Annotated in this window: 27 protein-coding genes; 5 read left to right on the top strand and 22 right to left on the bottom strand. The window is 48.5% G+C overall.

Annotated features, from left to right (window positions below; genetic code table 11):
- Positions 1–63: 63 nt before the first annotated feature.
- A complete protein-coding gene (locus tag AB447_RS01695; RefSeq protein ID WP_048355435.1) occupies positions 64–498 on the bottom strand; it encodes a transcriptional regulator LrpC in 435 nt (144 codons plus the stop codon).
- A gap of 117 nt (positions 499–615) precedes the next feature.
- On the opposite strand from AB447_RS01695, the gene AB447_RS01690 reads away from it, so the two are divergent.
- Together AB447_RS01690 and AB447_RS01685 are read left to right on the top strand one after the other, a co-directional pair.
- Positions 616–1,026: a carboxymuconolactone decarboxylase family protein gene (locus AB447_RS01690; protein ID WP_048355371.1), complete on the top strand. Its 411-nt coding sequence runs from the start codon at positions 616–618 to the stop codon at positions 1,024–1,026.
- Positions 1,027–1,099: 73 nt separating this feature from the next.
- The gene (locus AB447_RS01685; RefSeq protein ID WP_048355372.1) at positions 1,100–1,396 is read left to right on the top strand and encodes a DUF3817 domain-containing protein; all 297 of its coding nucleotides are present in this window, start codon (positions 1,100–1,102) and stop codon (positions 1,394–1,396) included.
- Between the two features lie 23 nt (positions 1,397–1,419).
- Here the strand turns inward: AB447_RS01685 and AB447_RS01680 are convergent, their stop codons facing one another.
- The 17 genes from AB447_RS01680 to AB447_RS01600 form a co-directional block, all read right to left on the bottom strand.
- Positions 1,420–2,361, bottom strand: coding sequence for an LCP family protein (locus AB447_RS01680; protein ID WP_048355436.1), 942 nt, complete (start codon positions 2,359–2,361; stop codon positions 1,420–1,422).
- Positions 2,362–2,533: 172 nt separating this feature from the next.
- Complete coding sequence (locus AB447_RS01675) at positions 2,534–3,343, bottom strand: lipid II flippase Amj family protein (RefSeq protein ID WP_048355373.1); 810 nt, start codon at positions 3,341–3,343, stop codon at positions 2,534–2,536.
- Between the two features lie 430 nt (positions 3,344–3,773).
- Entirely contained in the window at positions 3,774–4,196 is a 423-nt protein-coding gene (locus tag AB447_RS01670) for a pyridoxamine 5'-phosphate oxidase family protein (RefSeq protein WP_048355374.1), read from the bottom strand.
- 366 nt (positions 4,197–4,562) lie between these two features.
- Positions 4,563–5,066 carry a cupin domain-containing protein gene (locus AB447_RS01665; protein WP_048355375.1) on the bottom strand — a complete coding sequence of 168 codons (504 nt, stop codon included), beginning with the start codon at positions 5,064–5,066 and terminating at the stop codon, positions 4,563–4,565.
- 16 nt (positions 5,067–5,082) lie between these two features.
- Positions 5,083–5,952: an SDR family oxidoreductase gene (locus tag AB447_RS01660; RefSeq protein ID WP_048355376.1), complete on the bottom strand. Its 870-nt coding sequence runs from the start codon at positions 5,950–5,952 to the stop codon at positions 5,083–5,085.
- A 111-nt stretch (positions 5,953–6,063) separates the two neighbouring features.
- A complete protein-coding gene (locus tag AB447_RS01655; RefSeq protein ID WP_057957409.1) occupies positions 6,064–8,142 on the bottom strand; it encodes a BglG family transcription antiterminator in 2,079 nt (692 codons plus the stop codon).
- A gap of 226 nt (positions 8,143–8,368) precedes the next feature.
- Complete coding sequence (locus AB447_RS01650; RefSeq protein ID WP_048355377.1) at positions 8,369–9,508, bottom strand: mannitol-1-phosphate 5-dehydrogenase; 1,140 nt, start codon at positions 9,506–9,508, stop codon at positions 8,369–8,371.
- Entirely contained in the window at positions 9,505–9,945 is a 441-nt protein-coding gene (locus AB447_RS01645; protein ID WP_057957408.1) for a PTS mannitol transporter subunit IIA, read from the bottom strand. The genes AB447_RS01650 and AB447_RS01645 overlap by 4 nt, the downstream gene beginning before the upstream one ends.
- Positions 9,946–9,995: 50 nt before the next feature.
- Entirely contained in the window at positions 9,996–11,429 is a 1,434-nt protein-coding gene (locus tag AB447_RS01640) for a PTS mannitol transporter subunit IIBC (protein WP_048355378.1), read from the bottom strand.
- 213 nt (positions 11,430–11,642) lie between these two features.
- On the bottom strand, positions 11,643–12,287 hold the full coding sequence (locus tag AB447_RS01635; RefSeq protein ID WP_048355379.1) for a GDSL-type esterase/lipase family protein: 645 nt from the start codon (positions 12,285–12,287) through the stop codon (positions 11,643–11,645).
- Between the two features lie 89 nt (positions 12,288–12,376).
- Complete coding sequence (locus tag AB447_RS01630) at positions 12,377–13,126, bottom strand: IclR family transcriptional regulator (RefSeq protein WP_048355380.1); 750 nt, start codon at positions 13,124–13,126, stop codon at positions 12,377–12,379.
- Between the two features lie 21 nt (positions 13,127–13,147).
- Positions 13,148–14,161 carry a 5-oxoprolinase subunit C family protein gene (locus AB447_RS01625; protein ID WP_048355381.1) on the bottom strand — a complete coding sequence of 338 codons (1,014 nt, stop codon included), beginning with the start codon at positions 14,159–14,161 and terminating at the stop codon, positions 13,148–13,150.
- A complete protein-coding gene (gene pxpB / locus AB447_RS01620; RefSeq protein WP_048355437.1) occupies positions 14,158–14,892 on the bottom strand; it encodes a 5-oxoprolinase subunit PxpB in 735 nt (244 codons plus the stop codon). Before pxpB ends, AB447_RS01625 begins: the two co-directional genes overlap by 4 nt.
- A gap of 77 nt (positions 14,893–14,969) precedes the next feature.
- A complete protein-coding gene (locus AB447_RS01615) occupies positions 14,970–15,746 on the bottom strand; it encodes a putative hydro-lyase (protein WP_048355438.1) in 777 nt (258 codons plus the stop codon).
- Positions 15,747–15,765: 19 nt separating this feature from the next.
- Positions 15,766–16,977 carry an NRAMP family divalent metal transporter gene (locus AB447_RS01610; RefSeq protein WP_048355382.1) on the bottom strand — a complete coding sequence of 404 codons (1,212 nt, stop codon included), beginning with the start codon at positions 16,975–16,977 and terminating at the stop codon, positions 15,766–15,768.
- A gap of 24 nt (positions 16,978–17,001) precedes the next feature.
- Positions 17,002–17,763: a 5-oxoprolinase subunit PxpA gene (pxpA, locus tag AB447_RS01605; RefSeq protein ID WP_048355439.1), complete on the bottom strand. Its 762-nt coding sequence runs from the start codon at positions 17,761–17,763 to the stop codon at positions 17,002–17,004.
- Between the two features lie 290 nt (positions 17,764–18,053).
- A complete protein-coding gene (locus AB447_RS01600; protein WP_048355440.1) occupies positions 18,054–18,809 on the bottom strand; it encodes a Cof-type HAD-IIB family hydrolase in 756 nt (251 codons plus the stop codon).
- A 314-nt stretch (positions 18,810–19,123) separates the two neighbouring features.
- Here AB447_RS01600 and AB447_RS01595 point away from each other — a divergent pair, with 314 nt between their 5' ends.
- A complete protein-coding gene (locus AB447_RS01595) occupies positions 19,124–19,840 on the top strand; it encodes a YrpD family protein (protein ID WP_156183567.1) in 717 nt (238 codons plus the stop codon).
- Between the two features lie 36 nt (positions 19,841–19,876).
- Here AB447_RS01595 and AB447_RS01590 read toward each other — a convergent pair whose 3' ends face one another.
- On the bottom strand, positions 19,877–20,275 hold the full coding sequence (locus tag AB447_RS01590) for a 3-hydroxyacyl-ACP dehydratase FabZ family protein (protein WP_048355384.1): 399 nt from the start codon (positions 20,273–20,275) through the stop codon (positions 19,877–19,879).
- An 87-nt stretch (positions 20,276–20,362) separates the two neighbouring features.
- Here AB447_RS01590 and AB447_RS01585 point away from each other — a divergent pair, with 87 nt between their 5' ends.
- A complete protein-coding gene (locus tag AB447_RS01585; protein ID WP_048355385.1) occupies positions 20,363–20,761 on the top strand; it encodes a VOC family protein in 399 nt (132 codons plus the stop codon).
- Positions 20,762–20,800: 39 nt separating this feature from the next.
- Here AB447_RS01585 and AB447_RS01580 read toward each other — a convergent pair whose 3' ends face one another.
- Positions 20,801–21,175, bottom strand: a complete 375-nt coding sequence (locus AB447_RS01580) for a carboxymuconolactone decarboxylase family protein (RefSeq protein WP_048355386.1) — start codon at positions 21,173–21,175, stop codon at positions 20,801–20,803.
- 75 nt (positions 21,176–21,250) lie between these two features.
- Between AB447_RS01580 and AB447_RS01575 the strand changes: the two genes are divergently transcribed.
- Positions 21,251–21,634, top strand: a complete 384-nt coding sequence (locus AB447_RS01575) for a MerR family transcriptional regulator (protein ID WP_048355387.1) — start codon at positions 21,251–21,253, stop codon at positions 21,632–21,634.
- A gap of 33 nt (positions 21,635–21,667) precedes the next feature.
- On the opposite strand, the gene cobA is transcribed toward AB447_RS01575, so the two are convergent.
- On the bottom strand, positions 21,668–23,110 hold the full coding sequence (cobA, locus tag AB447_RS01570) for a uroporphyrinogen-III C-methyltransferase (RefSeq protein WP_048355388.1): 1,443 nt from the start codon (positions 23,108–23,110) through the stop codon (positions 21,668–21,670).
- Positions 23,111–23,201: 91 nt separating this feature from the next.
- Positions 23,202–23,522 (bottom strand): nitrite reductase small subunit NirD, encoded by a 321-nt coding sequence (gene nirD / locus AB447_RS01565; RefSeq protein WP_046131613.1) that lies wholly within the window; start codon positions 23,520–23,522, stop codon positions 23,202–23,204.
- Positions 23,523–23,549 lie beyond the last annotated feature (27 nt).

Genomic DNA, 23,549 nt, shown 5'->3' with positions numbered 1-23,549 from the left:
GTCCATCACTTCACTTTCTTATTCATCCATCCTTTTATTATAACAGATGACAAGGGTTCGTCTCTAACGTTCGAAATCCTTCGTTTTGATTTCTGAAAAAATGACATGCGTTACAGTCTGGGCGTAAGGCGATGTTCGATTGATAAACGCTTCAACCTCTTCAAGATTTGCGGCGTTTATTTTCAGCATATAGCATGCCGCCCCTGCGATCCGGTAGCAAAATTCGATATTCGGAAGGCGTTCAATATATGCTTTAAACCTTTCGTATTCCCCGTTTTTCACCGTCGCTTCAATGATGCAGGAGACGGGGAGGCCGATTTTCTGATAATCGATGTCCAATGTGTACCGCTTAATGACGCCGAACGCTTCAAGCCGCCTCACCCTCTCGGTCACAGACGGAGCGGAGAGGGTGATCTTTCTGCCGAGCTCTCTCATCGACAAACGGCTGTCTTTCTTTAATTCTTCTATGATTTTAAAATCGAGCTCATCTATATTCATTTGCAAAGCACCGCTCCTTTTTTCGTTTCATTTTTCAAATATTTTCAGATATATATTTACAAACGAAATTCCTATTTTCGTATCATTTAGATACTATTATGGAGAGGTGATCAGAATATGACAAGAATTAACCCTTCTACAAAAGGAGAGACTCCGTTTCAGCGGCTGCTGGGGCATTCCGATTCCATTCTGTCAGCCTGGACGGCTTTGGCAGACGAGCTTGCCGGGGACGGTTTGTTATCAAAGGAGCTGAAGGAGCAGGTGCGCAGAGTGCTTGCCCAGGGGAACGGCTGCGAATATTGCAAAGCGAAAGGAAAACCTGAGGCTTCAAATCTGGAAAAAACAAGTCTTGCCATGGGGTTTGCAGAAGTATTTCTATCGGAGAGGGACCGGGTCGGAGACAGCCAGTTTAAGGTGTTGAAAGAGATGTTTTCCGACGAAGAGATCTCAGAGCTTATAGCATTTATCTGCTTTACGACGGCACAGCAATATTTCGGGGCTTTAATGAAAATTCCGGCCGAAAAATAAACGCCGGCCTGTTCTATTTGTCCTTTTTTGGTCTATATTATAGAGGTAAAGATTGGACAAAAGGAGGTATTTCATGCTGCAAACGCCGATTGGCCGCCTTCGAGCGATGGGGTTCATCGAGGGCATGTCACTGCTTTTCCTGCTTTTTGTCGCTATGCCTCTTAAATATTGGGCGGGCTACCCGATGGCTGTCACGATTGCCGGCTCGCTTCACGGCGGATTTTTCATCCTTTATCTCATGGTCCTGTTGTATGCGACATTTGCCGTGAAGTGGTCGCTGAAATGGCCTGCCGCAGGGCTTCTCGCCGCATTTGTTCCGTTCGGGAACTTTTTGTACGACCGCGGCCTAAAAACGTATGATCAAAAATAAGATCCGCCGTGTTATTCGGCGGATCACTCGTCAAGAAATTGCTGCAGTGCTTCTTTGTTTTTTTCAAGATCCAAATCCAATACCGCGCCGTACGTCGGGACCGTTTTGTTCGTGAACGACCCGTCGACAGGCAGCCTAAAGCTTTTCGTTTCCTTTGTGTCTCCCAACAAGAAATCTTTACCGACTGAAAAGATGACGCCGTTTGGAAGGTTTGTTTCGACATACGGGTCGACAAGGCCCAAAATCTTCGGAAGCCGCGCGATATTTCCGATATTCACCGCTTCTTTTTCCAGCTTTCCAAAGACTTCCTGCTGCCTTCTCACCCGTCCAAAGTCGCTTTCCCTGTCATGTCTGAAACGGACATATCCGAGCAGTTTGTCGCCGTGCAAAACCTGCTTGCCGGGCTCCAGTGTCATGCCGATTCCGTATGACATCTTTTTCGGCACATTGACTTCAATGCCGTCAGGGGCCACCGCATCGACGATTTTGGCAAACCCTTTAAAATCGAGGACGGCGTAGTAGTTGATGTTCAAACCGAAATTTTCCTTAAGTGTTTTGCGGACAAGCTCAGGGCCGCCGAATGCATATGCTGCATTGATCTTTTGCTTGGGATGCCCCGGTATATCGACATAGCTGTCCCTCATGATCGAAATCAATTTAGGCTGTTTTTGTTTTTTATCATAATGAATGACCATCATCGAATCCGATCTTGAATGCTCTTCCCCTCTGGAATCGATTCCGAGCACGAGAACGTTCACTTCGTCCAAATCCGAGCCTTCTCCGTTGAACTCGAACTGACCGTCATTTTTAAAACTTCCGTCAGACTCTGCTAAGCCTTGTTGATATTCGTATATGCTGTATCCCGTAACAGCAATGATAAGCAGCACAATGAACAGCAGCAGCAGTTTGATGATTTTTCGCCGTTTTTTCTTCTTCTTTTTTACCCTTACTCTTACTCTTTTCACATTATCCACTTTTATCACCGCCACAAATAGACTACCACAGGATGACGCAGCCGACAATTAATAAAAGAAAGCTATAAAAGCATATTCCATCCGAAATATTATTCTCTATTCCACCCTGACTTACAAAACGAAATATTTTGATGCGTTTTTTGATCTTTTCGTTTCATAACACCTACATCCATTTGGTCATCCATGCGATATAGTAAGATGCAGGTATAAACAAAAGCTGTGCGAGAACCGTGCCGGTTACCCTGGATACCGCCATTGTGACAGAGGCCCATTTCAAATAAACATAGCTCCGTTTCCCTTTGGCCACATCATCGGCCAGCACCGAAACCTTCGGATCGACAAACAGCGCAAGGAGCATTGTCGCCACCCCGTTGACAAGACCTGATGCCATCACGGCCGTTGTATGCCTTTCAGGAACGAGAACCCCGGCATAAAGAGCGGCGAGGACTCCGATCGTATAAATCGCGGTAATGACCATGTTTAAGACAAACAGCCGTTTCGGAATATAGCGGAGTTGAAAGCCTTTCATATAATGGACGGACGGTTTTTTCACGTATTGCCTGATGTTTTTCAGGCTGCTTTTTGTCAGCCCTTTCCGAAACATGTGCAGAACGGAGCCGTTTTCCCCTGCCAAATGAACGATCGCCCTCGAAAAAACGGCCACAAATGTCGGCAAGAGCAGCATGCCGCAGATCGTGCCGACCGTCGAGCCGAAGATTAAAAACCGAAACTGCTGCCCCACGAGCGAAAGCGCATGAGCGCCCGCAACATCGACGAGCTTTCCTGTGACGGGCTGCTGGATCATGTTGGACATTCTCGAAACGATTACCATTACGTTAAACAGAGACAAAGCCGATGCGATAAACCCTACCCTTGCCCCGGACAGCCGCGCCGCATATGCCAATGTCTCGATCGAGTGAATCAACAGCAAAAAAAAGAAAATCAAAAGCACTTTAGATGTCAAAAAATCCATTTTCGATTCCTCCAGTCTACAAGTAAGACTGTCTATCGAAGAAAAATGTTTCGCCAATTTAAAAACCGCTTCAGCAAAAGCCGAAGCGGTCCCATTCATTTTATTTTTGAGCAAATAATATATATCTATCATCATAAGATGACATTAGCATCTATCGTTCCGTATGAAAGTAAACACCATGGAATTTCTGAAACCAAGACAACGAAAGCCCTACCTCTCAATCGTCCTTGCGGCTCCGAAGCCGCGCCAGTGTGAATTGTGAAACAAAAAGTCTTTTTTCCCTCTATCCTGTTAAGGGCGGTCAGAGGAAGAAAAACAAGCATCTTCTAAGAAAGAAAAAAGAAGTTTACTTTCCTTTTATTTGCTCCTTAGGCGCTGTCTTGTATTATACTACAGTTCCTCTCATTTGACAAACTGTTCGATTCAGGGATTACAGATCGAGCGTTACCGGCGTGCTTTCCCCCTCATTCATGAGCCTGATTTCTGAAGGATGAATTTCGAGAACGGTTAAGTTCGGATCGTCTTTTCCTTCAAACCAGCGGCTGAGCCGTTCATTCCACATTTGACCTTTCAATTCTTTCGAGCCGTTCAGCTTTGCCGTCCCTTCGATTTCAAGATAGGCGTCGCCAAAGCCGTCGCCGTCATAGCCGAGCAGCACGTGGACATTCGGATTGTTTTCGATTTCCTCGGCTTTATGCGTCTCAACGCTTGTCGGGGTATAAAGCGTCAGCCCGTCGTGGAAAAAGGTCATATAGCGGGAATGAGGCTTGCCGCCTTCTACCGTTGCCAGCGATCCGACTTTGTGATGGTCGAGAATATTCAGCACCTTTTGTTTGATTTGTTCCTGATCCATGTCAGGGTCCCTCCTTTTTATCGTATCCATTGTTACTTTTCCACATCGTCTTGAATATTAAACAATAAACAGGGGGGGCTGATGGACCTGAACATCTTGATTGCATACGACGCAGTAGCGGATATGGGCTGTATATCTTTACTGAACTTCTTTCGGCTGATATCGATCACGATAACCGGATGATCGGCACCGGAAATTGCGAGGCTTGGAAGCTTAACCGGAAAAAAACGAAAGCTTGAACCGGTTTTTTCAGACGGAAAGCGCGGAAAATGAAATATTCATGTCCGGCATCCGGTTTTATTTTGCCGATCGCACCTGCCGTATTCAGCTGTGAAGAAAAAAGCGAATGAGAGCATCTCCCATTCGCTAAATTCTTGGATCTGTAAAAATATCGTGTTCGTCTGTGCTTGTTGATGAAAACTCAGTAATAACCGCGCCATCCTTTCCGGCTTTGAACCAATGCTTTGTATTTGGCGGAATGGTATATTGCTCTCCGGGCGAGAGCCGGATTTCATGCCAGACGGTAAAATGCCCGATGTCTTCGCGGGGCGGAAGAACGGAGGGAGCGCATGTTTTTTCTCCTTCAACATATAGATAGACGCTCCCGTACCTGCATCTGAACGTTTCTTCTTTTCCCTTTTCTCCGTTTACGGGCGGATGGCGGTGTTCAGGACACGTTTGTTCAGGAAATAAAACGAGCTCCTTGGCGCAGTAGCGGTCTGTATTGACGTAGACGAAGAGCTGAAGCCCAAGCTCATCCAGCCTGCCTAAGCCGTAGTCCATGATCTGGATTCGCTCCTTTTCGTCTTCCGTCAGCACGATTCCCGCTTTTTGATAATATTGATTGACCGCTTCCTTTGTTACCTTCACTCTCGCTTCCCTCCTCTTATGTCGAAATGAAGTCTCCTCCGTTTACATGCAGGGTTTGCCCCGTCATATAAGAGGAATCGTCCGAAGCGAGGAGCACGTAGCAGCCGACATGATCGGCCGGCTGTCCCGGACGCCCCATCGGTGTATCCGTGCCGAATGATGCGACTTTCTCTGCTGAAAAGGTCGACGGGATAAGCGGCGTCCAAATCGGCCCAGGAGCAACCGCATTGACGCGGATACCGTCTTTTACAAGCGCCATCGCCATTGACCGTGTAAAGGCATTGATCGCGCCTTTCGTCGCCGTATAGTCGATCAGTTGCGGGTTTCCGCGGTACGGATTGATCGATGTCGTATTGATGATCGCGCTCCCCGGCTCTAAGTAGTCAATTGCTTTTTTTGTAAAATGGAAATACGAATAGAAATTGGTTCGAAACGTTCGTTCGAGCTGCTCGGTGGAAATTTCTTTAATGCTGTTTTTCGGATGCTGTTCAGCCGCATTGTTGACGAGGATGTCGAGCTTTCCCAATTCGTTGACCGTCCGTTCGACCGCATCGCTGCAGAATGCCTCATCCCCGACATCACCGGGAAGCAGCAGGCATTTGACGCCTTCCTTTTCAACTCTTGCTTTCGTCTCCTGGGCATCCTCATGCTCATTCAAGTATACGATCGCAATGTCCGCTCCTTCTTTCGCATAAGCGACTGCGACAGCTCTTCCGATTCCGCTGTCGCCACCCGTGATGAGCGCGACTTTCCCTTTAAGCTTATCCGTTCCGATATGGTTTTCATTTTCGTAGACAGGACGCGGGTTCATCGCGCTTTCGATTCCGGGCTGGCGATCTTGCGTTTGCGCCGGCTGCCCTTCTGTCTGCCGGTTGCGTAAATCCATGATACATTCCTCCTTTTTGATGGTGCTACTACACCATTAACCGCACGAGGCTGTGAATAAACATGCGCGTATGCCAAATAAAAAAACCCGGATCACTTGGTCCGGGCGTCTTCACCATTTTTTATCCTGAAGGAATGTGTGAAACAGAATGTTCAGCCTTCTGTAGAGCAGGTCGGTGTCACCTGTTTCATATGCGGCCAGGCTGTCATCGCTCTCAATGATCGAGGAGCTGATCGAGCTTAAAAGCTCCGCTCCTTCCGGCGAAATATCAGCGGGTGCAAGCATGATGAGCATCCTCATCATCTTGACGGTGCTGCCGTCCATGCCCTTGATGTTATACGGCGCAGTTAAGTCGACGGCTTTGAAAACAGGAACGATTGCCGCTTCCGTTTTTAAATGAAACAGTGCGAACGATGTGCCGGGTATACCGAGGCCCCCCAGTGCTTCGCGCTTCAGAAGTCCCTCAGTCAAATCGCCGGCATCAGTGATCAAGCCTTGATCTTTCAGACGTGCGCACAGGCGTTTAACCGTCTGTTCATGGCTCTCCGCCGTCTCCAGCACATCGACGGAAAAATGGCTTAGGATATGCTGGATCGCCGTCGCATACTGATTGATTTTAGCGGCGGTTCGGAGCATATCCGGGAATGGCGCGGGCTCTTTTTGCCCGGCCCGTTTTTTCTGAAGAATGAGCGGAATTTTCCGGGTGAGCTGGTGCTTGACGTGTTTGACGTCTTCTTCGTCAAGGAGCGGGCTGACGATGACGTAGTCGATCCCATCGTACGGAATCGGCACGGTCGACACGATGATGTCATAAGCGCCGGCATCCTTCGTTTTCAGCTCCATCACCGAAGAGATGTCAAAAGATGCGATTTCAGGAAGCTCTTTTTTCAGCCTTGACGCAAGCATCTTTGATGAACCGATTCCGCTTGAACAAATGACGAGCGCATTGATGTGTATTTTTTCTTTGTTCATTTCGAGCGCAGAGCCGAAGTGGAGGACGATAAACGCAATCTCTTCATCCGGAAAATGCATTTCCGGAAAGAATCGTTCGACGCCTTCTTCGATGGCCATGAATAAAAGGAAATAGTCTTTTTTAATCTGCTCTTGTAAAGGGTTGTGAATCGTCATTTTTTCTTTGATCCGGACGATGGCAGGCTCAAGATGGGCGATCAGCCCTTCATAGAGCGATTGATTGTCATTTAGATTCAGCCCCGTTTTTTCGGATATGAAATCAATCAGCTTTTTCGTGCGCAGGGCGGTGTCAAGCTCGATGTCTTCCGCCCTGTAGTCCTTTTTATAGCTTCGGTTGGCGCTTCTGAGGTGCATCGTAATATAGCCGGCCTCTGCATCGGGTATCTTGACATGGAACGCTTCTTCGAGCGCTTCGGCAATCGCGAGGGCGAGCTCAAATTCTTTCGTGCTTTTCAGCTCCGCCAGTTCCTCTTCGTTCATATTGATGACTTCGCCAAGCTCGATTCGCTCGATTGCAAACGTCAAGTGAACGACGAGGGCGATGTACGCGCTGTCAGAAAGCGAGAGGCCGTGCTGTTCTTTGGCCCGGGACAGCACTTTTTCCGCCTTGAGCAATTTTCCCCTGCTGACGACTCCGAATATTTTTTCCGACGTCTGGTTCTTGCCCTTAATATTCATTTCAACCGTTTCTAAAAATTGCTGTACATCGAGCTTGTCCGCTATTAAATTGCCGACAATTTTTCGCTTGGCATCTTCAGGTCCCCTCAGTTCAATCCCGTAGCCTCTCTTTCTGATCAAGGAAAGGCCGAACGGGGCGATCCATTTCTCCAGCTCATCGAGGTCGTGGCTGATCGTCGCGGCGGTTACCTGCAAATCGTTGGCGATCGTATACAGCTTGATCGGCTCTCCTGATTCAAGCATCGCGCACAAAATCAGGAGCTTTCGTTCATCAGAGGTGTATTCCACACGGCTGTCATGTGAGAGGGCATTTAACAGCCTCTGTTTATCGCGGGAAGAGCCGACGAGCTTCAAGCCTTTGCCCGGCTGTTTATCAAGCTTGAGCTGATATTCTTCAATGACTGATTTAACCGCTTTCAGCTCACGGTGGACGGTGCGCGTGCTGACTTCAATGTAATCGGCGATGTCACCGACCTTTACATAGCGGTTTTGGTGTAACAGATATTTAATGAGTTTTTGTTCCCTTGCTGTCATGTACATAAAGCGCCGCCTCCGGTGATTATCGTTTTCGCGTGCAAGTGGATCACGGGAATGCTGCCGGGGAGAATGACTACCTTATCATAAATCGCTTACAGAAAATCTTCAATTCAAACTAATTAAATTTTTGATAACGGTAAATGGAAGCATCGGCGATGACGATGCTTCCAGGTTAGGCTGTGTATTTTTCCATCTCTTGATGCAGACCCGGCGTGTTCGCAACCCGTCACTATTTCTCCAAATGCTTCAAGATCAGCGGCACCAATGGATCTTCCGCTGCAAGCCCGCACACTTCGCCGAGAACGCCCCTATAGCCTTTTTCACGAATCATGTTTTGGAGCTGGACGGCTTCCTGATCATCCGCGAAATCAAATTGCAGCGCCCGGGCGATTCCTTCGGCTAAATGAACCGCCTTCACATTCAGGCTGCTGAGCTTTCGGGCGGGGCGGATCAGACGGTCGTGTTCGCCAAGCTTGCGAAGCGGCGATCTTGCCACACGGGTGATGTCGTCTGATATAAACTCATTTTCAAAGCGGCCGATGATTTTTTTGATATAGCTCTGATGCTCTTCTTCCGAAAAGCCGTATGTTTGGATCAGATACTGCCCTGTTTCTTCGAGCGCCCCGGTCAGCGTCTCGCGGACTTCAGGATCGCAGACGGCGTCTCTGATCGTTTTAAAGCCCCTTTGATAACCGGCATATGCTGCGATGGCGTGCCCGGTATTTACGGTAAACAGTTTTCTTTCAATATAAGGAGCAAGGTCTGATACATACGTCACTCCTTCTATATCAGGCACTTCACCGGCAAATGCGGTTTTATCGACCGCCCATTCAAAGAAGGGCTCGACAGACACTTTCAGCGGATCATCGTGCTGCTGAACCGGCACGATCCGGTCTACCGCGGAGTTCGGAAATCCGACAAGTACGCTGAGCGCCTCCTGCTCTTCTTCAGCCAAATAAGAGAAAACCGCTTCTTTTAAATGGTCGCTTCCGCCGATCATGTTTTCACAGGCTATGATATTTAAAGTTTTTTTGTTTTTGCTGAGGCGTCTTTTCAGCCCTTCTGCCAAGGACCCGGCAATCAGTTTCAGCACTGAAGGCCCAACGGCTGTCGTCACAAGGTCGGCCTTGGTGATCCATTCGTATAATTCTTCAGTCTGTTTGCCGCTGTTAATCGCCTGTACTGGGCCGATCGTTTCCGTTTGCCTTGATGCATCGGCGAGCTCGACAGGATAGCGGCGTTTTTCGTTCAGTTCATTGATCACCGCTTCGTTCACATCTGCAAAAACGACGTCATACCCCGATTTTGTAAGCAGGGCTCCGATAAAGCCGCGGCCGATGTTACCTGCACCGAAATGCAAGGCGATCATAGCTGGTCACCTTCTTCAAAAACCGCTATCAGGTCAGCTTCGTCTTTCGCATTGATCAGTCGTTCGACGTTGTCGGCGTCAGAGCAGACGATCGCAATCTTTGAAAGAATGTCAAGGTGTTCGTCATTTTTCCCGGCAATGCCGAATACAACTTTCGCAATGTTTCCTTCGCCGTATTCGACGCCTTCAGGAATTTGAATGACCGAAATTCCGGAGTGAAGCACTTCCTGCTTCCCATCCTCCGTGCCGTGCGGAATGGCAATCGCGTTGCCCATATAAGTGGAGGATACTTCCTCTCTCGCAAACATTTTTTCTATATAATCAGCCGTGACATAGCCGTTTTCGACGAGGGCCTCTCCGGCAAGACGGATCGCGTCCTTTTGGGAAGCGGTAGATTGATTTAAGCGAATGTTTTCTTTTGCAAGTACTGGTTTCATTGGGACATCACTCTCTTTCGTACATGTTGTGTGAGAACAGGCTCACGAATTTATTTGCTCAGTTGATCGATTAATTCGTCGTATTTTGGACTATTGAGAAAATTTTCCACCGAGATGTGTTTTGCGTTTGGAAGCTTGGCCTTCGCACGATCTGTCAAATCCTTATGGGTGATGACGATGTCTGCATCATCCGGGAGATTGTTGATCGACGTATTGGTCACTTCTATATCCAGTCCGGCTTTTTTCACTTTATTTCGCAAAATGGATGCGCCCATTGCGCTTGAGCCCATTCCGGCATCGCACGCAAAGATGACTTTGCTGACGTCTTCCGCATCGATTCGCGGCTCTTCAGCTTGCTCTTTTTCGGCATTTGTCAAGGCGGAAACGGCTTGGCTCTTCTTTCCTTTCATCTGCTGCATTTTTTCTGCGGCCGCTGTTAAATCTTCTTCTTCGGCAGCTTTGGATGTCTTTAAAATGAGTGATGCGACGATGAATGAGACAGCTGTTGCCACAATCACGCCCAAGACGATGCCGATGTGATTTCCTTTCGGCGTCATCGCCAGAACCGCGATAATGCTTCCCGGAGAAGGAACGGCGGCAAGACCTGCGTTAAAAATAGAGAATGTCAGAACGCCGCTGGCGCCCCCTGCAATCGCTGCCAAAATCAAAAGCGGTTTCATCAAAATATAAGGGAAGTAGATTTCGTGAATCCCCCCGAGAAAATGGATGATCGCAGCACCAGGGGCAGTTTGTTTTGATGCGCCCCTGCCGAAAATCATGTAAGCCAAGAGAATGCCGAGCCCAGGTCCTGGATTGGCTTCAAGCAGGAACAGAATCGATTTCCCCGTTTTTGCGGCTTCTTCAATTCCAATCGGGCTTAAAATACCGTGGTTGATCGCGTTATTTAAAAACAGAACCTTTGCCGGTTCGACAAATATGCTCGCCAGCGGCAGCAAATTCGCATGTACGATCACTTCAACACCTGCGGCCAATGTTTTATTCAAACCGAGCACGACCGGACCGATCGCCATAAATGCGAGTGCCGTCAGAATAAATCCGACGATTCCTGCCGTAAAGTTGTTAATGAGCATCTCAAATCCGGAACGAACCTTATCTTTAAAGAGCTTGTCTGTCTGTTTGATCAAATAACCGCCGAGCGGCCCCATGATCATGGCGCCGAGAAACATCGGAATATCGGCTCCGACGATGACCCCGATCGCTGCCGTCGCCCCGACGACGCCCCCGCGGTGGTCGTACACCATCTTACCGCCGGTGTATGCGATCAGAAGCGGCAGCAAATACTTAATCATCGGGTCTACCAATGTAGCAAGCGCTTCATTTGGTATCCAGCCTGACGGGATAAATAAGGCGGTAATAATCCCCCATGCGATAAATGCGCCGATATTCGGCATGATCATGCCGCTCAAATGGCTCCCGAACCGCTGAATTTTCACCTTTGCATCTGATTGTTGTTTGTTTTGCATTGCATAACCCTCCTTTATTGTCCTTTCATGGCGTTAAAAAATAATGTCGAATAATGTCGGCCTACTTTTATGTTAAAACGCTTACACCCCTTGGCTCAATTGAAAGAAAGCGCTACTTTGGCATGGGCGGTGTGACAAAATTTAAGAAGCTTTTAAAACAAGCTCCCGGCGGGCGCATAAAAAAAAGACCTTCTTTGTATAGAAGGCCTTTCTTTAACATTCTTCAATTTTCAGCGGTTTATAACCGGATGCTCTCAGCTTTTCCGCAATCGCCTCGTATCCCGCGCTGTTCGGGTGAACTTTGTCAAATGATAAGTATTCCGACTCATGTCCTTTAAAAACCGAATGGATGTCGACAATCTTGACATAAGGTGTCGCTTGCAGCTGTTGTAAATGACCGTTAAAACCGGAAATCCATTTTTCCGCTAATTCGATTTCCGGAAACGGATTGTATAAGTTGAGCAGCCGGATAAAGTACCTCTCATTTTTCTCTTTTAATTCCCTGATCTTTTTCAGCATCGCTGAATAGTTTTTCTGACAGTGTGAGGAAGCTTCCAAAAAAACGTGCTGATCCTTTTCTCTTTTATAAGCTTCGAGAGATTGGATCAGATCGTTTCCGCAGCCCGTTATCGTGATGGCATCCGCTTTTTCGATGTAGTTCCTGATGAAAGGGCGGTCGAGCATGCTGAGAATTTCGGCTGTTGTAAGACCCGATTTAGCGAAGACCGCTAACGTAACGTTCTGCTTCAAATCTTCTTCCATTTTCCTTTTGTAGCGCGGTACGAATCCCGGTTGAAAAAAGCCGGCACCGACTCCGACGGTTAAGGAATCGCCGAGAGCGGTATATACAATTGCCATATCCTTTTCCCCCTCTGATTTTGCCGCATCTGCCGCGGCAGCTACGATATATGTACTCATAGGCGGGTGAAAAGGATACTGCTTTTTCTTTAAAAACCCAATTTCCTTGAAATCTCAAGCGCAGCCTGCCTGACCCTTTCCGTCAAATACGGAAGCCGGTCGTTTTGAAAGCGGGCTTCAAATCCGGCAATGCTGATGCCTGCTGCGATCTGGCGTTTATTGTTAAAAATCGGTGCAGCGATGGCGGAAGTGTAGTCTTCAAGCTCCGAATGACTGACGGTAAAGCCGTTCCGGTACGATTCATCCAGGACGCGTCCAAGCTCGTCCTTATCGCGGATCGTTCCAGAGGCGATCGGCACCAAATCGGTTTTCTTGATATACTCCTCCCGCTCCTCCCGCGGAAGAAACGTCAGGATGCTCCTTGCACAGGCTCCGGCATACAGCGGTGACCGCCTTCCGATTGCCGTGTAGAGGCGGACCGTATGCGTTCCTTCTATTTTTTCTATGTACATCGCTTCATCGCCCTCTCTGACGATTAAATGGACGGCTTCATCGACTTCATCGCGCAGTTTTTTCATGATGGGCAAAGCGATTTTCCGGATATCAAGCCTGTCGGAGACGAGCTGGCCGTACTGCAGAAACAGCAGCCCCAACGCATACATCCCGTCTTCATCCCGGTCAAGAAATCCCATGTCTTCAAGCGAACGGACCATACGGTAAACAGACGTTTTCGGCATGCCTGTAAGCTCAATCATGTCATTGAGAGAGAGCTTTTCCCTCGTCAAAAATAGATTGAGCAGAGTCATGGCTTTGACAACCGTTTTATTCTTGCTTTCCATCCCTTCCCCTCCTGAGATACATCATACCATGTATTCAAGCTTTATTCTGGCAGCAAGTTCAACGATTTTTGTCTCTCTTTCAATGAACAGGCGCTCCGCTTTCTCAAGCGCAACCGGCTGAAATTGCAGCTGCTCTCCCGGCATCAGCTGTGTAACGGCTGAACGGTCGGCAGAAATCACATGGGCGATTCGCGGATAACCGCCGGCCGTCTGCCTGTCTGCAAGCAGAACAATCGGATTGCCGTCAGGCGGTACCTGAACCGTTCCGAAAGATACGGCTTCAGAAATCATTTCAAGGGGACTTTTCAATTCAAGCGGATCCCCTTCAAGACGATATCCCATCCGGTCTGATTTTGCCGTCACTCGGAACGTGCCGGACATCAATCGCTCCTGTGAAGCATCTGTAAACTGATCAAACTGTTCGCCTTTGATGACACGGATCACCGGGCTCTTCTTCAGCGGCAGAAAATAGCGGTGATCGACAGACCAGTTCGGTGCGGCAAATCCGCGGGTTTGGCGGTTAGATGCAAGCCGTTCTTTGATTTTTTCCGCTAAAGGCGTGATCTCCCCGGCCGTTAAGCAGTCGCCTTTTTGCAGCGCTCTTCCTTCAAATCCGCCGATTCCGGCCTTCACGTATGTGCTTTTGCTGTCCATGACGGACGGGACGTCGATTCCGCCGGCAATCGCCATATAAGCGCGGCTGCCCCGCTTCGTCATTCCGAAGTTCAGAACGCTTCCTTCCTCAACGAGGATCGGTCGCCACAGAGGAACTTCTTTATCATTCACCATCAGCGAAAAATCGGCTCCCGCCACCGCTATCAACGTCGTTTCGGCAAAGCGGAGAGACGGCCCCGGCCCCATCAGCGTCACTTCAAGCGCCGCTTCATTCCCGCCGTTTCCAGCCAGGAGATTGGCGATGCGCAGTGAGTCCGCATCCATCGCTCCGCCGACGATTACGCCGTATTTTTGAAATCCGGTGCGCCCGAGGTCCTGAACCGTCGTCATAAGACCGGGCTTCAGCACTTCTATGCTCACGATTCTCCCTCCTTTAATTTGTCGTACTCTTCTTCCGTCACGCGGACAAATTTGACAATATCCCCGGCTCTCAGAAGGGTCGGCGGCTGTTCGAGAGGCCTGAACAGATCAAGAGGCGTATTGCCGATAAGCTGCCAGCCGCCCGGTGTTGACAGCGGATAAACGCCGGTCTGCATGCCTGCTATTCCTACAGAACCGGCCGGAATAGCCGTCCGCGGGGAAGAACGCCGCGGAGCCGCTATTTTTTCAGACATCCCGCCTAAATAAGGAAAACCCGGTGCAAAACCAAGCATATACACGAGATATTCCCCCGCTGTATGGATGTCGATGACGTCTTCAGGAGTCAGGCCGTTGATCCGGGCCACTTCCTCCAAATCCGGGCCGAAGCTGCCTCCGTAGCACACGGGGATTTCGACCGTCCGGCTTTCGGTTTCTTCCTCAGCGGTCATCTCTTCGAGACATTTTTGGATAAAGGCTTTTACTTTTTCATACGGAGAATCTGATGCGGGGCCGTCTTTCATCTGCTGATAGACTTCAAATGGATGATAAAAAACAGTCACGCTCGTAAAGGCCGGTACACATTCAATAAAGCCCGGAAACGGATGATGTTCAATATGTTTTGTTAATGCGCTTACCAGCTGGTGTGTCCGTTCATTGATTTCCGTTCCAAGCTGAATGAGGAGCGCCGCATCCCCGAGCGGTGCCGTTTTAACGTCAGATCGATTGTTCAATTTTACATCACCTTGCCTTTCCTCCCCAAAATCAAAAATCAATACAGAAGCATCGTCCTGTATTGATTGTAAACATGTTATAAAACGCCAAACTGCTCATCCCGAATATCCGTAATCAGCATATGCCCGGGCGCATGCGTGATCACAAGCTCCGGCTTGACATGCATTGCCACAGCCTGAGGCGTGACACCGCATGCCCAAAACACCGGAACTTCCCCTTCTTTGATCGTCACCGCATCGCCGAAGTCAGGATGTGCAATGTTTTTTATACCTATGGCTTCAGGATTTCCGATATGGACCGGACCGCCGTGGACAGCGGGAAACCTTGACGTGACCTGAACGGCCCGCACCACCTGTTCTTCCGGGATCGGTCTCATGCTGACGACCATCGGACCTTGAAACCGCCCGGCTTTGACACAAGGAATATTCGTTTGATACATCGGAACGTTTCGGTTTTCTTCAATGTGTCTGACAGGAATTCCGTTATTGAGTAAAGCTTGTTCAAACGTAAAGCTGCAGCCGATCAAAAAGCCGACCATGTCATCCTCCCATAAGGACGTAATATCTGTCACCTCATCCGTCAGTTCGCCCCGCCTGTAGACGCGGTATCTTGGAAAATCGGTCCGGATATCGGCGCCGGGCGCAACGATGGCCGGAACGGGAGAACCCGGTTCGGTCACATCGAGTATCGGGCACGGCTTTTGATTCCGATGACAAAATAGAAGAAATTCAAACGCCAGCTCTTTTTTTAAAATAACCAAATTGGCCTGGGTGTAGCCTCCGGCCATGCCGGCCGTCGGTTCTGAAAGCTTGCCTGTACGGATCAAGCCGCGGATTTCTTCAGGCTGCATCATTTGTAAAAGTTTCAATTGATCATCCCCATAATTTTGGAATTTCAGTGACCAGTGTATAGCCGCCCATAACTGCCATGATGATCACGACGATAATCCCGGGAACCGTAAGCCAAATCGGATGTCTGTAATCTCCGACAATGTTCTTTTTATAAGCGCCGATTAAAAGAGCGCCGAGTGCGATCGGCAAAATCAAACCGTTCAAAGCTCCGGCAAGCACCAGCAGGTTGACTGGTTTTCCGATTGTTATAAAGCAAAGCGTGGAAATGACAATAAACCCGATGATAATGCTGCGCGAATTCTTTTCGATTTTAGGTGAAAATGTTTTGAAAAAGGATACAGAGGTGTAGGCTGCCCCGACAACTGATGTAACGGCGGCGGCCCACATAACGATCCCGAACATTTTATAGCCGATATTTCCCGCGGCCAGCTGAAAAACTGAAGCAGGCGGATTGTCAGGGTTGATATGCAGTCCCTTTGATACGACGCCGAGAACGGCCAAAAAGAGTGCAATCCTCATAACCGTAGTAATTAAAATACCGGAAATAGAGCTTTTCGTTACTTGAGGAATCGAATCCTTTCCTTTGACGCCTGCATCAAGGAGACGGTGTCCTCCGGCAAATGTGATATAGCCTCCGACAGTTCCGCCGACGAGCGTTACAATCGAAAGGATGTCGATATGATCCGGAACTACCGTTTTCACAAGCGCCTCTCCGGCCGGCGGGTTTGTCGTAATGGCCACATAAACGGTCAGCAGAATCATGACGGCCCCCGCTATCAACGTAAAGCGGTCCATCGCTTTTCCTGCTTCTTTAATTACAAAAATCAGAATCGCGATGACGGCGCTGATGAGCGCTCCTGTCTGCGGAGAAACCCCGAATAATACCTGCAGCCCGAGTCCGGCGCCGCCGATATTCCCGATATTAAAGGCTAGTCCGCCCAAAACGACGAGGACCGCTACAAAATAGCCGAGGCCCGGAAAGACGAGGTTGGCGATTTCCTGTCCCCGTTTTTCAGAAGCTGCGATAATTCTCCATACATTCGTTTGTGCGATAATATCTAAAATAACGGAAATTAAAATGACAAAACCAAAGCTTGCGGCCAAGCTTTGTGTAAATACCGTCGTTTGCGTTAAAAATCCGGGTCCGATTGCAGATGTGGCCATCAAAAAAGCCGCACCTAATAATAATGTCCAGTTGCTTGAAGCTGATTTTGTTTTTTTATTTTGCTCCAATTCGCATTCCTCCTTATGCCATCATCATGTTGAAAAAGCTTTAATTGTAATGTCCGCCTGTTCGAGCTCTTTGCGGATCTTTTTCGCAAATTGCAGGGCGTGTGCCCCGTCGCCGTGGATGCATACCGTATCGGCTTTGAGATTGACATCGGTTCCCTGGCGGCTGCGGACTTTCCCTTCCTTAACCATCCGGATCACCTGGCTGACAGCTTCATCATCATCATGAATCAGCGCATCACCCTGCGTACGCGGAGTCAGCGTCCCGTCTTCCTGGTATGTACGGTCGGCGAACACTTCATGAGCGGTTTTCAGGCCGGCTCTTTCCCCGGCTCGGACGAGCTCGCTCCCTGCCAGGCCGAACAGGATCAGCTCAGAATCTGTATTGTATACCGCTTGAGCAATCGCATCCGCTAATTCTCTGCTTTTTGCCGCCATATTGTAAAGCGCCCCATGAGGCTTTACATGCTGCATTTTGATGCCTTCCGCTTTTAAAAATCCAAAAAGCGCGCCAATTTGATAAACAACGAGATCATAAGCTTCCTGAGGCGTGATCGCCATATTGCGCCGACCGAATCCGGCTAAATCCGGAAGTCCGGGGTGTGCGCCGATTTGAACGCCTTTTTCCGCCGCCATTGCGACGGTTTTCCTCATCACGCTTGGATCTCCGGCATGAAACCCGCAAGCGATGTTAGCCGATGTGACAAACGCCAGGATATCTTTGTCCAAACCGATTTGATAGGCGCCGAAGCTTTCTCCCAGATCGCAGTTCAAATCAACATGATTCATCAAATCCCCCCTATTGATTCGCACAATTCGTCGAAATGTTGTATTTTCCCCTTTTTGTTCCGATTTTCGGAACGTTAATTCCGAATAATCAAACTTAATATTGATTATAACAGGGATTAGCTTTCTTGGCATCACATTGTCAGAAAAGCTCACATAAAATAAATCGTTTTTACTACGCAACATTCCGTCCGAAGAACCGTTTCTTCCGGCGTGTTTGCTTATTTTATACGGAATTCGTTTTTTTAACATGCTCAATAAAAAAAGAGCCGTTTTTCGGCTCTTTTTTATCGTTATCTCAGCACCCAATGCCTGATCGCTTTCGCGACGCCATGTTCTGTATTTGTATCCGTAATCCAGTCCGCCGTCTCTTTGACGATATCCTGTGCATTGCCCATTGCTACGCCCAACCCTGCTTCTTTAATCATGGCGATGTCATTTAAGCTGTCGCCTACCGCCATCACATTATCCATCGTAAAGCCGAGACGCTCGGACACTTTTGCCAAAGCCGCCGCTTTATTGATGCCGATCGCATTGACTTCGATGTTCGTCGGGCTGGAATTGGTGACTTCGAGCTCTTTGTTCTTTTTCAGCTCCTCCAATACCCGGTTCCTCACCTCGTTATCCGGAATGTCAAACCCGAATTTCAGCCATTCATACGAATGGATATCTTCAGGAAATTCCCCTCTCCATACTTTATCAACGCTCGCCGCCCAAAAGTCGGTGTTATGCAGATTCCTTAACTCCCACATCATTTTCACATGATCAGGATGGAGCAGCTGTCGTTCGACCAGCTGAAAGGAGGAATCCCAGATTTCGCTTCCGTTTGCCGTGATCAGGAAAGAAGACAGCTCCAGCGATTCCGCGAATTCACGGCACGTCATCAGCGTCCGTCCGGTGCTGAGCACGACATAAACCCCTTTTTCCTCGGCTTCTTTTATCGCTTTCCGATTTTCTTCCGAAATGGTCTGTTCATCATTCAACAGCGTCCCGTCCATATCCAATGCAACAAGCTTTACATCTACTCGATCTTTTTGACTAACTGCCACGATATAAGATACCTCCACTTTTTTTAGGCTCCTTATATTCTAATATAAAAATCGCCCAGGACAAAGAAATCGTGACAAAAGTCTCTCTCATAGTATATGATCGCGTTTTTGTTGCATGATTGTTAGGCTGACGTTATAAGAAGAGACCGAGTAATAGCCGCATTTCAGATCACCAACATGAAGATCAAAACTTTACTTCATACCTGAAAATACTATTTTGTAAATATTTTGTCATTTTATCTTGATCACCCCATTCCAAAAAACGGTATAATTACTGTCGAGAGTATAATGATTCCATATGAAAAGAGGGAATTTTGTTGAAAAAATGGTTGATGGCAAGTGCGGCAGGTGCAGCGGTTCTTTTCGGTACATTTTCAGCGGGCATTCCAGGCCTTCCCGGTGCAGATGCTCAAGTGGCAGAAGCGGCTTCAAAGCTTCCTAAAGGAATCGGCGGGCGCGCCTATTTGAACAGTACAGGCTCTGTTTTTACGGCTAAGATCCAGCTTCCGAGCAATATTGAAGTTGCAAACGCGACTGCTTATATTTATTCAGGATTCAGCGCAAAAAATGGAACCGAGTCAGATATCGGCCTTCAATACAGCCCCACCTACAAAGTCTGGAAGCCGCTCATGAAAGTCGGTTCAAAAAATGAGGAAACGTATATCGAAGGAAAAGAGCAATTCACATATACGAAAGGCTTCCGCCCCGGAAGCACGGTACAGATGACGATTTATAAAAACCTGAACGGCAATACGCGTGCAACCTTCTGGGGAACGAACAATGACGGCTATACCGGGCGCATCATTATGGAAATTCAAGGAACGAACATCGGCACTCTTTTAAGATGGAAAACGCTTGCCACCGCCGCGGTATCGTCTGAAAGTCAGCGCGATGCCATTAGAGCAAACTTTTCAGCCACTTTTAACAGCATTACAATCGACAATAAAGCGGTCACGCCTGTCGTGGATACGCAGGACTTCGCAACAGTTGCCCCTTCCGGAAACAATGTCACGATCTCTGTCAAAAAATAAAAAAAGGCCGCCGGCAATACCCGGCGGCCTTTCCTGTTATGTTCCGCTCTCCATATAAATCCCCAGTTCGGCTTCTGCAACCTTTTGGCCGTTTACAGACGCCAGTCCTTTCCCGAATAAAAATCCGCGTTTATAGCGGAGCACTTCAAAATAAAGGTCAAGCTTGTCGCCCGGAACCGCCCGGCCGAAGCATTCCGCCTTTTTTACAGAAGAAAGAAAGCCGATTTCCGTACCTTCCGTCAAGGCTGTGAACGCGGCGGTCTGGGCCAGCGCTTCGATGACGATCGAAAACGGCATCTCCTTTTGCGTTTCCGTGATGTACCAGTCATTTTCCGATATTAATTTGTATCCTTTCGCCGATTTCCCCGGCTCATGTTCAACGACGCGGTCTACGAATAAAAAGGGGTATCGATGCGGCAGCGCGCTCATATTCACAGTTATCATCCTTTTTATCTCATTATACCGCTTTTTCTCTCATTCTCCCACGATTTCGGGTATACTAAGTCAAAAGGAGGAGACTGCATGAAAAGCGCAAATCCCTATCTCTTTATAGACGGCTGTAAAGAAGCTATCGCATTTTATCAGGACGCCCTCGGCGGAGAAGTTCAAAACGTTCAGCTGGCCGACGGAATCGAGTCGTTCAAAGGACACGAAGGAAAATATCTGCATGCCGAACTTCATCTCGGAGACAGCGTCATCCATTTTTCTGACGTTTTTGGAAAAGTGACAAAAGGTGACCATGTCAGTGTCACATTGGAGTGTGAAAGCGAGGAAGAAATCCGCCGGGCATACGAAGCGCTGAAAAGCGGAGGACAAGCATCCCTTGAACTGCAAAAAACGTTTTGGGGCGCGCTTCACGCAAATGTAACGGACAAATATGGCGTGAAATGGCTGCTGAACTATCAAATGCCGAAAAGCTGACGTTCTGTTTTCAAAAACAGAACGTCAGCTCTCTATCCGTCAATGCTGCTCCTGAAACACCCGTTTTGCAACGTTCACCGCGTTCAACACACGCGGAAATCCTGTATAAGGAACGCACTGCAGCATCGTTTCTGTTATTTGGAGAGGCGTCAGCCCGACATTCAGCCCGGCATTGATATGGACATGAAGCTGCGCCTCACAGCCCCCTTGAGCGGTCAAAGCCGAAATCGTGATCAGCTCGGGTTCTTTCAGAGTCAAGCCTTCCCGCGAATAAATATCCCCGAATGCGAATTCAACAATATATCGTCCAAGATCAGGCGCTATGTCCTTCAACGAATCGATCACCTTCTTTCCGCCTTCTCCATCAATGGCACGTAAATTTTCAATTCCGCGTGTATATCTTTCTTGATCCATATTGATCCCTCCCTGATATGAATCCTACACGTTAGAGCGCGCTCTAAGGCAAGCTTTTTTAGTATAATAGGGAACATGGATAAAACATTTACTATTCAACAGACTGCACAATTGACAAAGCTTTCGGCCCATACGCTGCGATATTATGAAAAAATCGGCCTTCTTCCAGATATTCGGCGCGACCAAAACGGCAACCGCGAATATACAGAATCAGATATTTCCTGGGTTCATTTTTTGCTTCGCCTGCGGGAAACGGGGATGCCGATCGAAAACATGAAAACATTCTCATCCCTGCGCAGCCAAGGAAATGAAACAGCCGAAAAACGGAGAGACATGCTGAAAATCCACCGCCGGAAAATCGCGGAGGATATCGGTAAACTGCAAGCCAATTTAGAAAAGATCGATGGCAAAATCGATTATTACGAATCTCTTGTGAAAGCTGGGGATCTGAACACTTGAAAAAAGCAGGGGAATGCCCCCTGCTTTTTCTGTTCATTGGCTTTGCAAAACCTCATGATGTTCAAAGTCTTCAAGCGACACAGCTTGCCCCGGGGCACGAACGTGGCGGAATCCGCAGTCTTTTGCCGCTTTTTCCGCCTCTCTGCTGAGGCAGACGGCGAGAATGCGCTTTGCCGCCGTTTCGGGAGACATGCCGATGCTTTCAGCCTCTTTCATAAATAGTTCGACACACTCTCCCGCAGAAAACAAGATCGTATCGATGGGAAACTCTTGGATTTCGCGTTTTATGATTGCAGTGAAACGGGTATCGATCGTTTGGTCGTGCGTTGTGAGTGTTTCACATTGCGGATGCGGTTTGTTTTGTACCGCCCGGCGGCTGCCCACGATCAAGCACGGACCTGAAAGCGGTACGCCTTGCTGTAAATAGGCGAAAAATCCCCGCTCCTCAAGTGCTTCTTTTACCGAAGAATCGGAAGCATAGAGCGTACCCCGTACTTCTCTAATGTCGACCTTCAGGAATGCGAGACGGCTGAAAAACTCATCCGCCGATCTCCTCGACGTGAACAGGACGCTGTCAAAGGTTTCGATCCGTTTTAACAGCGCATCATCCTGAATCGATTTTAGCGGTTTCCACTTTGGCCATTCAATGACTTCAGCGCCTTGTTCCCTCAGTTCGTCTGCCGGCAGGCTTTTTTCCCCGCTTTGAACGGCAAGGATGTTCCGCCCGATCAGCGGCTTTTCCTCAAACCAGCTGCGGCGCCGGAAAGACACGATATTCCCGATGACGATGATCGCGGGATTTTTGATATGATGCTCCGTTATTTTTTGCCGGATATCCTGAAGCGTTCCTTTTACGCTCCGCTGCCTGCCCCATGTGCCCCATTGGATGACCATAACGGGGACGAGGGGAGATTTGCCGTGTTTGACCAGCTGCTCGCATATATAGTCGAGATTTTTGATGCCCATATAAAATACGAGAGTTTGAACGCTTCTGGCAAGCCCTTCCCAGTCCATATCAGGTTTACCTGATTTATCGTGGGCAGTGATCACGGCAAAAGATGAAGCAAAATCGCGGTGGGTCACCGGCAGCCCGGCGTAAAGGGGCGCCGCGATTCCGGAAGTAATGCCGGGCACCATTTCATACGGGATGCCGTATTCGCTGATGGCGGCGGCTTCTTCTCCGACTCTGCCGAATACGCTCGGATCTCCCCCTTTGAGCCGGACGACAGTGAGACCTTTTAAGCCCTTCTCGATCAGAAATGCATTGATTTCATCCTGTTTCATATAATGCCGGTTTGGCAGCTTCCCGCAATAGATGAATTCGCACGAATCTTTCGCATGTTCAAGCAGCCGGGCATTGACCAGCCTGTCATACAAAATGACATCCGCTTTCTCAATCAATGCTTTTCCTTTCAGCGTAATGAGTCCTGAGTCTCCCGGTCCGGCCCCTACAAAAAATACTTTTCCATTCCCCATCAACTGTCATCCTTCCATCTGCCGATTCTGTGAATGCCTTAGCGGTTTAAAAAATGAAGAGGATCACGCGAAATCTGATCCCATGAAGCTCTCAATAAACGATAAACAGGTCTTCCCCGTCAACCACCGTTTCATAGGTTTTGATGCAGCCTGTATCAGGCTCTTGTACTTTTCCGTCTACAAGGCTGATTTTCCAATCGTGCATCGGGCAAAATACGAATTCGCCGCTTACCATTCCTTCGGCAAGCACGCCCCCTTTGTGGGGGCAGCGGTTTTCAACCGCGCGGACGCCGCCGTTCGAAAGCTTGAATACCGCAATTTCCTTATCGTCGACCATCACTGTCTTTCCCAGCCGATCCGGTAGATCGCCGATTTTCGCGACGAAGACCTTTGTCAAATCTTTGTTCACCATGTGAATTCCTCCTCAAAGTGGTTTCCG

Origin of the sequence: Bacillus glycinifermentans, assembly GCF_001042475.2 — a bacterium.
GTDB classification, from domain to species: Bacteria; Bacillota; Bacilli; order Bacillales; family Bacillaceae; genus Bacillus; species Bacillus glycinifermentans.
This window is presented reverse-complemented; position numbering and strand designations above follow the sequence as displayed.